Here is an 11,951-nt window from a genome sequence, read left to right as displayed (position 1 = left end):
CCTCGTGACTGTCGTTCGTCGTGTTCGTCAGGACGCGAACAGTGGTCGTTCGCGTTCGGTGTGCCGCTGGGCGAGTACGTCGAGCAGCGGATCGGACAGACTCGCCAGCGTCGCCGTCGCGGCGCGCGCTGTCGCGTCGCAGAGATCGGCGAGCCGAATGGTCAGCGTCGCGACGTCGCTCGGATCCAGTGCCAGTAGGCGCTGCGCTGCGGTCGCTGTGCCAGTCATCGTTGTGTAGACGACGACGGTCGCCGTCTCGGTTGCCGAAGCTCCGGTGAGCGCAGCGACCCGGCCGAGGACGACGGGTTGATGCGGTCGCACGCCGAGCGTCGGCCAATCATGTTCCGGCCATGAATGTTTGGCGAGACGGACCATCCCACGCCCTTGGGCGCGCGATGCGAGCCGTGCTGCAGGCGACGGGGTTCGCGCATCCGTCTCGGCATCGGCGACAACCACGTCCATGCCGTCACACACCGCGGCAGCGATCGAGGCCGCGACCAGTCCGCCCGTCCTGATGCGGCGGCGCAGAAACGCGTCGAGGGTGACGGTGTCGCGAACCAGACCCGACGTGATCGCCTCTTCCACACCACCGGAGTGGACGTGCCCACCGGTCGGCAACCGCGAATCGGCCAATGCAAACAGCGTTGAAAGTCCCATACGGCTCAGAACAGGAAATAACGTTGTGCCATAGGCAATTCGGTCGCCGGCTGCTCTTTCCAAACCTCACCGTCGATGCGGACTGTGAACGTATCGGGGTCGACTTCGATGCGTGGCATCGCATCGTTGTTCGGCATATCGGCCTTGCCGCGCTTGCGGACGTTGCCGACTGCAACGAGCTTGCGTTCGCAGGCAAGCCGGTCGGCGAGGCCGTCTTCGATCGCCTGTTCGGAAACGAAATGCACGGAGGTGGCGGCGGCAACCTTCGGCGCGGCGCCGAACATGGGACGCGGAAGCACCGGCTGCGGGGTCGGTATGGAGGCGTTCGCATCACCCATTGCGGCCCATGCGATCGCACCACCCTTGATGACGACGTGCGGGCGAACCCCGAAGAAAGCAGGCTCCCACAGCACGAGATCGGCGAGTTTGCCGACCTCGACCGACCCGACCTCGTGCTCGATCCCATGAGCCACCGCCGGACAGATCGTGTACTTCGCGATGTAGCGCTGCACCCGTGCGTTGTCGGCGTTGGTGTCCCCCGCCAGCGACCCTCTGCGCTTCTTCATCACGTGTGCGGTCTGCCAGGTCCGCATGACAACCTCGCCGATGCGGCCCATCGCCTGCGCGTCACTGCCGATCATGGAGATCGCACCGAGGTCGTGCAGCAGGTCCTCCGCGGCGATGGTGGACGGACGAATTCGACTCTCCGCGAATGCAAGATCTTCGGGGATAGACGGGCTCAGGTGATGGCAGACCATCAGCATGTCGAGGTGCTCGTCGAGTGTGTTGACCGTGTGGGGCCGGGTCGGGTTCGTCGAGCTCGGAAGAATATTCGCGTACGAGGCGACGGTGATGATGTCGGGAGCGTGGCCACCGCCCGCACCCTCGGTGTGATAGGCATGGATGCCTCGGCCCGCGATGGCAGCGAGAGTGTCCTCGACGAAACCGGCCTCGTTCAACGTATCCGAGTGCAGTGCGGCCTGAACACCTGCTGCCTCGGCAACGGTCAGGCACGCATCGATCGCGGCGGGCGTCGAGCCCCAATCCTCGTGCAGCTTGAAACCCGAAGCGCCCGCACGTAGTTGCTCCCACATCGAGCCGGCACTGACGGTGTTGCCCTTGCCGAGCAGCAGGATGTTCATCGGCCAGCCGTCGGTCGCTTCGAACATCCGCGCGAGGTGCCAGGCTCCCGGCGTCACCGTGGTCGCCTTGCTGCCTTCAGCAGGTCCGGTGCCGCCACCCATCAGAGTCGTGATGCCTGCACCGAGTGCCTCGTCCATGATCTGCGGACAGATGAAGTGCACGTGGCAATCGATGGCGCCTGCAGTCAGGATGCGGCCGTTGCCTGCGATGATCTCCGTCGACGGACCGACAACGAGGTCCGGATGGACCCCGCTCATCGTGTCGGGGTTGCCCGCTTTGCCGAGCGCGACGATCCGCCCGTCGCGAATACCAACGTCCGCCTTGATGATTCCCCAGTGGTCCACGACGACGACACCGGTGATGACGGTGTCGGGTGCACCGTCTGCGCGCGTCGCACGAGACTGACCCATCGATTCGCGAAGCACCTTGCCGCCGCCGAACACCGCCTCTTCACCGGCGAGCCCGGGTCCACCGGAACGGTCCTCGGTGATCTCGATCAGAAGGTCGGTGTCTGCCAACCTGATTCGGTCACCGGTCGTCGGTCCGAACAGTTGCGCGTAGCGAGTTCTCGGCAGGCTCGTCATGGCTTCACGTCTCCGACCGTCGAGTCGAGCTTTCCTGGTGGCGTCAACGACAGACCGTGGACCTCACGCGTTCCACCGAGGGGAACGAGCGAAACCGACTGCCCGAGACCGGGTTCGAACCGAACAGCGGTCCCTGCAGGGATATCGAGTCTGCGACCGTGCGCGGCCGCGCGATCGAAGTCCAGCGCGGCATTCGCCTGCGGGAAATGCACGTGACTACCGATCTGCACTGGGCGGTCCCCGGTGTTCACCACCTCGATCGTCACCCGGTCGGCACCCTCGTTGATCTCGATAACGCCTTCGGCACAAAAGTATTCGCCTGGAATCATGTCGTCGGCCCTCAGCTGATCGGATGATGGACGGTGACCAGTTTGGTGCCATCCGGAAAGGTCGCCTCGACTTGGACGTCGTGCAGCATCTCCGGCACGCCTTCCATCACGTCGGCGCGCGTCAGCACCTCGCGACCGGAGGTCATCAGCTCGGCCACCGAGCGGCCGTCACGCGCACCTTCGAGCACGTGATCGCTGATGATTGCCACCGCCTCAGGATGATTCAGCGTCAGACCACGCGCGCGGCGGCGTCGGGCCAGCTCTGCGGCATAGCTCAGCAGCAGTCGTTCCTGCTCGTGCGGCGACAGTCGCATGCCCTCTCCTCCAGCGTGGTGGGGGCAATTCTGACACGGTCTACGAGCTACGGCAGTGCAAGTGCGCTACTGCCCCAGCTTCTTCTCACCGTTGATGTTCTGCAGGCGGACCTGACCTCGTGCGCAGAGTCGGTCGTCGTCGTCCTTGATGGTCACGACCCAGATCTGCTGCGTCTTGCCGCGATGAATGGGAGTCGCTTCGGCATAGAGAGTCCCCGACCGAACGGCTCGCAGGAAGTCGGTGTTGTTGTTCACGCCGACGACGCTGCCGCGTTCGCCGAACCACAGTCCCGCCGCCACACTGGCCACCGATTCGATGACCGCGCAGTAGACGCCACCGTGGACAAGTCCGGCGGGCTGATGCATGGCGGGGCCGACGGTCCATTGCGCGCGCACGGAATCGCCCTCCAGCGCGGTGTAGCGAAGTCCGATGACCCCGTCGAATCCACCGCCGACCCACTGCGTCAGTTTCTCCGGTGTTATGCCACTCATGCCTTGTTGCGCGCTATCGGTCAAGAGGTCCTCCAGAATCGTGTGACTACCCCAATCAGATGTACACGACAACGCTTTCCGGCCATGAGGCTGCCCGGACAAAGCTGCCACAACAAAGCGACGGGCTCCTCGCCTTTCGGCGAGAAGCCCGTCGCGGGAAGGACCGGGGGTCTCAGCAGCCCTCTGGACACCGGCGCGGTCCGATTGCGTCCCGCTGATGACTATAGGCAAGCCTTGCCTAACTATGCAACCCTTTGCCTGCGGACCGGTCGACCGATCGTGGTGAACGCGTCGAGCAGACCCTGACCGCGTCGAAGCGCGTCGCTTTCACTTGCCTCGGCAAGAATCGGCACGTAGGTCGCGGCGCCGATGATCGTTTCGCCCACGATGCTCCAGTAGCGGAGGTAGCCGAGTTCGGTGCATTCGGAGAGCTTTTCGTAGACGGCGTCGAGCGATGTGACACAACGATGTGCGGTCCACACGCCGAGCGACTGCTCGCACGGCAGCACAACCACGTCCTTTTCGGCGGCGCATGGATCGCCTGGCAGCGCACGCACAGTCGTGTCGACCACGCCGGCCCAATCCATTCCGCCGTCGTTGTCGGAGTGAATCCACAGGTTCTCGATGCCGGGATCCCACGCGCGACCGTCGAGGATGATCGACGCGGCGACCCGGCCTACGACAGCGTGGATGAACGACGTTGCAACGACCTCCGCGGCCGAATCGGCACTGCTCATTTCTCCGCGGGCGCGGGCATACATCTGCTCGACGCGTCCGGACTCGACCCCGTCCCGCAAGCTCCACCAGCGCCGTTTACCCTCGTCGGCGACGGCGGCGACCGCGTACACACGTGGGTAGTCGGGATAGAGGCGGCGCAACCGGTGACACGAGTCCGCCAAAGCGGTACAGGTCCGATCGGTGCGCGTCCGGTCGACCGGAGATGCGGTCGCGGCGGTGGGCATGGAAAGCCTCCTCGAAGTCAAGGACGTAGCCGTTCTAAGATAGGTTAGGCTTACCAGACATGGGGGCAAACGTGAAGCATTGCCCTCAGCCCGATTTGCAGGAGAAGCCCGCCGACGTGACCGATCGTGGCCCCGTACCTCGGCGTCTTCGCTACACAGCGGCGGCAATCGACGCAGTTGTGATCTGCGCCCCCCTCGTGATCGGCTTTCTGATCGTGCAAGCCCTCCGCGTCGACAACGGCGGGACCGCGGACCGTGCCGTATTCGGCTCGATCGCGCTACTGAGTGCGGGCGCACTCTTCGTGTGGAACAGGGGCTTCCGCGACGGCGACGCCGGCCAAAGTCTCGGAAAAGCCGCGACCGGGTTGGTAATTCGTGACTCCACAAGCGGCGCTCCGATCGGACACCGCACGGCGCTGTCGACAGCGTTGTCGACAGGCAACCGGGCAGGCGTCGAAGTCGTCGCGGAGCGACACGCGATGGACGACGGTTTCTCCCCGCTCCCCCGCGACGATTCGATCGGCGCGACCCGCAAACGCAGGCTCGGCGGCCTTACCGTGCTCGCAGGCCTGCTGTGTGCGGTCGGTCTGGTCAGCATCGCAATCGGCGCGCAGCCACTGACGATCGGCGAAGTGTGGCACGCCGTCTTCACCCCGACGGGCACTGCGGCCGACGAGATAGTAAGTGCGTTGCGGGTGCCGAGGACGATGCTCGGGCTCCTCGTCGGTATCGCGCTCGGTGTTGCCGGCGCGTTCATACAGGGCCACACCAGAAATCCACTCGCCGACGCCGGACTGCTCGGACTCAACGGCGGCGCCGCATTCGCCGTCGTCGTCGCCATTCATCTGTTCTCGCTCAACGCGCCGAGCGAGTACATCTGGTTCGCATTCGTCGGTTCTTTCGGTGCGAGTGTGATCGTCTTCGGCGCGGCCTCGATCGGCAAAGGCAGCGCCACACCGCTGACCCTCGCCCTCGCCGGAGCAGCGGTCGCATTCTTCCTGCAAGCCATGACGAACGCGGTCGTACTGCTCGACGGGAACGCGCTGGAGGCCTACCGCTTCTGGGTCGTCGGCGAGATCGCCGGTCGCGACACGTCCGTCTTCTGGCAGATCCTGCCTTTCGTCATCGTCGGACTTGTGATCGCCTTCGCCGGAACGTCCGGTCTCAACGTCCTCAGTCTCGGCGACGACGTTGCGCGGTCGCTCGGAACGAACGTCGCCCTCAACCGAACGATGGGCATCGTGGCCATCACCCTGCTGTGCGGTGCCGCGACGGCCGCCTGCGGGCCGATAGCGTTTCTCGGTCTTGTCGTTCCGCACGTCGCGCGAACCATCACCGGACCCGACTACCGCTGGCTCGTCCCGTACGCCGGACTGCTCGGTGGACTACTTGTCGTCCTCGCCGACGTGGTCGGCCGCGTGGTTGTACGCCCAGGCGAACTGCAGGTCGGTATCGTGCTCGCACTGGTCGGCGGACCCTTCTTCGTCGCACTCGTGCGCCGCCGGAAGTTGGTGAGCGTATGACCACCGAGGTCGCCAAGACCACCAAGCCCGTCACCCGACGAGCTGTACGAGTCGGACCCGTATCGGTCGTCGTTCGCCCGTGGATGATCTTCGTCAACATCGTTCTGCTCGCGCTGCTGTTGCTGCTCTTCTGTGTGGACATCGGACGTGGCGAGCTCTCGTTGAGTGTCGGCCAGGTCATCGACGCACTCGGCGGCGCCGGAACCAGATCGCAACGATTCATCGTCAACGACGTTCGACTCCCCCGCGCACTCGTCGGGCTTCTCGTCGGCATCGCGCTCGGAATCTCGGGCGCGATAACGCAATCCGTTCTGCGCAATCCGCTGGCCAGCCCGGACATCCTCGGGATCACTGCCGGCGCAAGCGTAGGAGCGGTCGGCTTGATCGTCGGGTTCGGCGCAGGCGTAGGCATCGGCGTACCCACAGCGGCGCTGGTCGGCGGATTCGTCACCGCGGGCGCGATCTACCTGCTCGCCTGGCAGGGCGCCGTCGAAGGCTATCGACTCGTCCTGATCGGCATCGGCACCAACGCGATGATGCTTGCCATGGTCGGGTGGCTGTTCGTCAAAGCGAACACCTACGACGTCGCCACCATTCAGCTCTGGCTGACCGGATCGCTCGATCAAGCGGGGTGGAGCAACGTACGGACGACCGCGATCGGCGTCGTCGTCTTCGGCGTCGTCGCCCTGATCTCTGCACCCGCCATGGCGACGCTGCGGTTCGGCGACGACAAGGCCCGCTCCCTCGGTGTGCGCCTGCAGGCCAGGCAAGGCGTCGTCCTGCTCTCCGCTGTCGCACTCGCTGGACTGGCAACCGCCGCCAGCGGACCGATCGGGTTCGTCGCACTCGCCTCACCGCAGATTGCACGTCGACTATTACGCACTCCAGGCGAGCCGATCGTCGGTTCGGCCCTGGTCGGCGGTGTTCTTGTCCTCGCAAGCGACATCATCGCCCGTACGCTGCTCCCCATAAGTCTTCCCGTCGGCATCGTCACCGCAGCGCTCGGCGGCCCGTTCTTGCTCTACCTGCTCGTACGCAACAACCGGAAGGCGTCGATATGACCCGCACTCGATTGGCGGCTGTCGACGTCACCCTCGGCTACGGCGACCGCACGGTCGTCGAAGGCCTCGACCTCGAGGTGATGACCGGCGTCATAACAACCGTCATCGGCCCGAACGGTTGCGGTAAATCCACCCTGCTGCGCTCCCTCGGACGATTGCTCCGACCGAGCGCAGGCAAGGTGCTGCTCGACGGCAAAGCCATCTCGTCGATGAAATCCCGCGACGTCGCACGAATCCTCGGCGTCCTGCCACAGACCCCGATCGCTCCCGAAGGCCTCACGGTCGCCGATCTCGTTGCGCGCGGCCGACATCCACATCAGTCCTGGATCCGACAGTGGTCCGGAGACGACGAGCGCGAGGTCACCGAGGCACTCGAGCTGACCGGTATCGCAGATCTGGCCAAGCGACCGATCGACGAACTGTCCGGCGGACAACGCCAGCGGGCCTGGATTTCGATGGCACTCGCGCAGGGCACGGACATTCTCTTGCTCGACGAGCCGACGACCTATCTCGACCTCGCCCATTCGATCGACGTCCTCGACCTCGTCGACCACCTGCACGAGGAGCTCGGCCGTACCGTCGTGATGGTGCTGCACGACCTCAACCTCGCGATCCGCTACAGCGACCAACTCATCGTGATGGCGGAAGGACGCATCGTCGCTTCGGGTCCGCCGAAGGACGTCGTCTCCGCAGAATTGCTGAAGCGCGTTTTCGGGCTCGACGCAACCGTCATCGAAGACCCCGTCTCCGATCGACCGCTGATCGTTCCGATCGGCACGAGGCATGTGTACGGCGCGGTCGGCGGACCCAAATCCACGGTGTAACTGAACCTCGGCTAGCGATCGATGATCGTCCGTACCAGCTTCATACCCTGCCCGAGCGATACCTCCGGCAGATATGCGCGACCGATCGCGTTGCCGATGCTCGGCAGCGCGGCCGGGTCGGCGAAGACCATGTACATCGGCACGTAGTCCGGCTGGAACTTCGATTTGAACGCGAGCAACGAGCGGAATCCGTACACGGGTTCCAGTGCGGCGCCGAGCACTTCGAGCAAACGATCGAGTGCGCCCGTCAACGCATCGGGAGCGGGCAACGCATCCTGCGAGGCGGCATCGCCGACCTTGGCGAGCGGTGCGCCGGAGAGGCTGACGAACTCTGCGCCTTCGTCTTTGAGCAGCAGCGCGGCGGATGCGATGAGAAATTCCATCGTCGGACGGAAGCCGTCGGAGCGGCGTCGCATGAAGTCGAGCGTCCAGCCGACCACGACACCGTCGCGGTAGACGGGAAGCCACGACGTCACACCGTGCACATGACGGTCGGCGTCGACAGCGATGAGGCAGCGCACCTCGACATCGTCGACCTCGTCGAGACCGCCGAGTGTGAAGCCCATTTCGGGCATTCCCTTGTCGGCCACCCACTCTTCGGAGATCGCCACGATCTGGTCGCGAATCTCGATCGGCGCAGTGTGGAAGGTCGTCCACTCGGCTTCGACACCCGACTTCTTCGCCCGGTTGATCGACGTACGGACGTCCTGGAAGCGCTTGCCGGTGAATGCCAGTTTCGTCAGGTCGAGCACCGTCTCCTCGGCGACCTGGATTGCGCCCCAACCGAGGTCGTCCGCGATCTCCTTCAGTTCGACACTCACCGAGTAGTAGCAGAGCGACCACCCGCTCGACGACGCGAACTCGGCGAAGGCGACGACATTGTCACGCAAGCGGTCTCGCGGCCCCACCGGATCGCCCGTTGTGATCGCGACCCCACCGACGACGCGGTAGGCCACGAAACTGGCGCCGTCGGCGGCGAACCAGTACCTGTTGCCTCGCCACGTCGTCATCCACGACAGAGCGGTACCACCGCTGCGCCGCAACAACTCTCGGGCGCGTCCGGTCGCGTCCGTCTCGGCGCCGTAGGCGGGGACGAGGAACGTTCCGAGTACGAGCACCGAGGCGACCAGCCAGAAGGCAACGCCGGTCCACTCGTAGAGGAACGTCGCAACAGCACCGTCCGGAAGGAACCGCGGATCGAGCCACTGCAGGTAGACGGGCGGAATCAACCGTTCGGGGAAATCCGCGAGCAGACCGCTCAGCGTCGGTGTGTGATCGAACGCGTTGCGTGCGGCGAGTCCGCCGAGCACGTAGATCGCGGCGAGACCGGCCGTGAGCGCGGCCATGACGGCAGCCAGCCGGGTATACGTACCGCGTGGTGCACGAACGTCGAAGAAGCGGCGCGTTGCGACGAGAACGACGAGGACCGCCAACGGGGTCAGGAACGGCACAATGGTCCGGTAGGCGGTCGCTGATTCGAAATCGTAGAAGACCCAATCGGATTCGTCGGCACCGACGAACCTGTTGACGTAGTTCAGCAGCGACATCGCAAGCAACAGAACCTGACCGGCGACGGCGGCAAACCAGGCGAAGCGCCTCCCCCGACGCAGTCCGTCACTGACGACAAGCAGGAACAACGACGGCATCAGCGACAGAATTGTTGGTCCGACACCGCCGAGTCGCAGCTCGAGTTCCCCGCGCCTGCAGTCGAGCGAGCCGGGTGTGGCGTCGCAGATATCGCGGACTTCTTCGGTGGTGTACGCAATGCCTCTGAACAATTCTCGCAGCACGGCAAAAGGTCCGATTGCGTTGGGCGACAGCGCAGCCAACGCAGGTCCGAGTGCACTCGCGGCGACGATGATCGCAACGAGCACCCGGCCTTCACGGCGAGTTCCTGTCGTCACCTTCCCGCGCGAGGACCTACCGACGATCCATGGACCGAGCACAAGCCCGACGAAGGCAGCCGCCAGCCTGATCACGTCCTGCAGGTGACCGCCGAACAGGAAGAGGGTCAGCAGCAGAGCGATCAGACCTACACGAATACGCCTGCGCCACAGGGTGTCCATCCGCGAACTCGCGACCATCGCGACACCGACGATCCAGGTGGTCGGCCCGAGAGCCGTACCGACGTGCAGGCGGAAGCCCCAGCTCTCGTCGAACAACTTGGCCGCCACCGCCAGCCCGAGTCCGAGCAGTGCGCCGAGAATCTGTGTCGACACCGCGGCGATCGCGAACCGTGTGGACCCGATCTTTCGTTCGATGGGTGCGGCGACGAAGAAGATCAGAACGGTCGCCCCGAGATAGCCGAAAAGTGTTGGTGCCCAGAGACCCGCGCTGAGCGGTGTCCAGATCCGCCAGTGCTCGAATGGAACGATGCCGACAGCGAAATGACGAACGACGTACTCCGACTGCCGCCACACGCTGCCGGTGACGAGTGCAAGCACCCACAGCAGCACGAGTGCACCCATGCTGACGGGGGCACCACGCGCGCCGAAACGCATCGTCATGACGATCGGCTGCCAGTATCGGTTCGCCGATTCCAGTGCCGCGCGCGACATATCGCGCAGGGTGCGTCTGGGATCGGCAGCTTCGGCCGGTTCGGTCGGTGTTGTCGCGCTCATGATGCGGTCAGCCCCAATCGGTGTGCCAGCCAACCCAGCTGAGTCCGAAGTCCCGGCTGCCACACCGCCCAACTGTGCCCGCCGGGCAGTTCGACGTACAGGACGTCCATCCCGGCTGCTTTTGCCTTGTCGTACATCGCCTGCTGTCCTGATCTGAAATCTTTGTCGTCGCTGCCGACCACGAAAACCCCCGCGGAGTTCGGGTACGTGCGCGATGCCATCAGATTTGCCGGGTTGACCTTGTCGTATGCCGATTCGTCGCCACCGAAGGCTGCATCGACGGTGCGCTGTCGATCGCCGAGTGTCGGCTCAGTCTGACCCGACATGTCGATAAATGTCGGATAAACGTCTGGGTAGTTTGTCGCCATTTGCAACGCGCAGGTTCCGCCGTAGGAAAGACCGGCGATTGCCCATGCCCTCGGGTCCGGATTCACCTGCAGGTTCGCCTTCGTCCACGCCGGTACGTCGACCCCGAGGTAGGACCCCGCGTTGCCGAGTTTCGAGTCCATACACAGTGGATTGGCGAGTTCGCTGCCGAGTCCGTCCGCGATCACGACGATCGGTGCGAGTCCACCGTGCTCTTTCGCGAAGTCGTCCATCGTCACGGCGAGCTTGCCTGCGGAAAACCAGTCCCTCGGGTCGCCTGGTTGGCCTGTGAGCAGCACCAGCACGGGCAACAGTGGCCGCGGATCGACAAAGTACGCCGGCGGGAGATAGAGCTGAGCATCGCGGGCGGCAAACCCCGACTTCGCACCCGGGATGGCCGCGGAGGTGACCCTGCCTGCGCTCGGTAGATTCTGCGGCGCCTTCCAGACCGAGTCGAGCGGCGTCCCGTCGACGGTCCGCCCGGTCGGGCCTGGCAAATTTGCGAAGTCGATGCGATTCGAGTCGGGAAGACCGAGCGCGTCGGCAATCGTCGGGTACTGCCCGTACACCCGATTGATCTGGACGCCTGCCGTGACGACGAGAGCCACGGCTGCGAGGACAGTCACGATGCGGCCGATCCAGCGGGTCGATCGCCGCATACGCGGCACGAGGAGAACGAGGCCGGCTACGCCGATCCCGATCCAGGCGTAGACTCCGTCTACGATCGGATCCGGGAACGGATGCCACACCTTTTCGACGACGATGTAGAGGACGACCGTCAACACGAGAGCCGCCGTCGTTCCGATGGGCACTGCGCGCCTCGAGTGCGTTCGTCCGCCGAAGAGCAACCAGCAGGCGCCGAGCGCGCCGAGCGCGGTGAGTACCAACGGCAAGGCTCCCGTAACCAACGACAACTGCTCGAGCCGTTCCAACCCTGCCCCCTCGTAAAAGGTTCTTCGGGCCACCCGCTGGAGCCCGTGATCGACGCCGTGACGCAAGTATGAGGAATACCACATCCAGCGCTTTCTACGTACGACGGTGTGTAGTACGCATTTGTGTCGGAGTCGCCGTACAC

11 protein-coding genes are annotated in these 11,951 nt (G+C 64.7%); 3 read left to right on the top strand and 8 right to left on the bottom strand.

Features of this window, described 5'->3' with window-relative positions; all coding sequences use genetic code 11:
- Window positions 1-27 precede the first annotated feature (27 nt).
- The 6 genes from ACHIRB_RS29060 to ACHIRB_RS29035 all read right to left on the bottom strand — a co-directional run bounded on the left by ACHIRB_RS29060 (window position 28) and on the right by ACHIRB_RS29035 (window position 4,481).
- A complete protein-coding gene (locus tag ACHIRB_RS29060; protein ID WP_395124405.1) occupies window positions 28-657 on the bottom strand; it encodes an urease accessory protein UreF in 630 nt (209 codons plus the stop codon).
- Window positions 658-662: 5 nt separating this feature from the next.
- Entirely contained in the window at window positions 663-2,384 is a 1,722-nt protein-coding gene (locus ACHIRB_RS29055; protein ID WP_395124404.1) for an urease subunit alpha, read from the bottom strand.
- On the bottom strand, window positions 2,381-2,713 hold the full coding sequence (locus tag ACHIRB_RS29050; RefSeq protein WP_395115547.1) for an urease subunit beta: 333 nt from the start codon (window positions 2,711-2,713) through the stop codon (window positions 2,381-2,383). The genes ACHIRB_RS29055 and ACHIRB_RS29050 overlap by 4 nt, the downstream gene beginning before the upstream one ends.
- Window positions 2,714-2,724: 11 nt before the next feature.
- Window positions 2,725-3,027, bottom strand: coding sequence for an urease subunit gamma (locus ACHIRB_RS29045; RefSeq protein ID WP_395124403.1), 303 nt, complete (start codon window positions 3,025-3,027; stop codon window positions 2,725-2,727).
- A 66-nt stretch (window positions 3,028-3,093) separates the two neighbouring features.
- On the bottom strand, window positions 3,094-3,519 hold the full coding sequence (locus ACHIRB_RS29040; RefSeq protein ID WP_395115545.1) for a PaaI family thioesterase: 426 nt from the start codon (window positions 3,517-3,519) through the stop codon (window positions 3,094-3,096).
- A gap of 242 nt (window positions 3,520-3,761) precedes the next feature.
- Window positions 3,762-4,481 (bottom strand): hypothetical protein, encoded by a 720-nt coding sequence (locus tag ACHIRB_RS29035; RefSeq protein WP_395115544.1) that lies wholly within the window; start codon window positions 4,479-4,481, stop codon window positions 3,762-3,764.
- A 59-nt stretch (window positions 4,482-4,540) separates the two neighbouring features.
- Between ACHIRB_RS29035 and ACHIRB_RS29030 the strand changes: the two genes are divergently transcribed.
- The 3 genes from ACHIRB_RS29030 to ACHIRB_RS29020 are packed head-to-tail and all read left to right on the top strand — an operon-like array spanning window position 4,541 to window position 7,889.
- Window positions 4,541-6,004, top strand: a complete 1,464-nt coding sequence (locus ACHIRB_RS29030; RefSeq protein WP_395124402.1) for a FecCD family ABC transporter permease — start codon at window positions 4,541-4,543, stop codon at window positions 6,002-6,004.
- Window positions 6,001-7,065, top strand: a complete 1,065-nt coding sequence (locus tag ACHIRB_RS29025; RefSeq protein ID WP_395115542.1) for a FecCD family ABC transporter permease — start codon at window positions 6,001-6,003, stop codon at window positions 7,063-7,065. Before ACHIRB_RS29030 ends, ACHIRB_RS29025 begins: the two co-directional genes overlap by 4 nt.
- A complete protein-coding gene (locus tag ACHIRB_RS29020; protein WP_395115541.1) occupies window positions 7,062-7,889 on the top strand; it encodes an ABC transporter ATP-binding protein in 828 nt (275 codons plus the stop codon). Before ACHIRB_RS29025 ends, ACHIRB_RS29020 begins: the two co-directional genes overlap by 4 nt.
- A gap of 11 nt (window positions 7,890-7,900) precedes the next feature.
- Here the strand turns inward: ACHIRB_RS29020 and ACHIRB_RS29015 are convergent, their stop codons facing one another.
- Both ACHIRB_RS29015 and ACHIRB_RS29010 read right to left on the bottom strand, forming a co-directional pair.
- Window positions 7,901-10,396: a bifunctional lysylphosphatidylglycerol flippase/synthetase MprF gene (locus ACHIRB_RS29015; RefSeq protein ID WP_395124434.1), complete on the bottom strand. Its 2,496-nt coding sequence runs from the start codon at window positions 10,394-10,396 to the stop codon at window positions 7,901-7,903.
- A 110-nt stretch (window positions 10,397-10,506) separates the two neighbouring features.
- The gene (locus tag ACHIRB_RS29010) at window positions 10,507-11,808 is read right to left on the bottom strand and encodes an alpha/beta hydrolase-fold protein (RefSeq protein WP_395115540.1); all 1,302 of its coding nucleotides are present in this window, start codon (window positions 11,806-11,808) and stop codon (window positions 10,507-10,509) included.
- Window positions 11,809-11,951 lie beyond the last annotated feature (143 nt).

Origin of the sequence: Antrihabitans spumae, assembly GCF_043944905.1 — a bacterium.
GTDB classification, from domain to species: Bacteria; Actinomycetota; Actinomycetes; order Mycobacteriales; family Mycobacteriaceae; genus Antrihabitans; species Antrihabitans spumae.
Note: the sequence above shows the minus strand (reverse complement) of the source record. Positions and strands in the feature narration are given on the sequence as shown.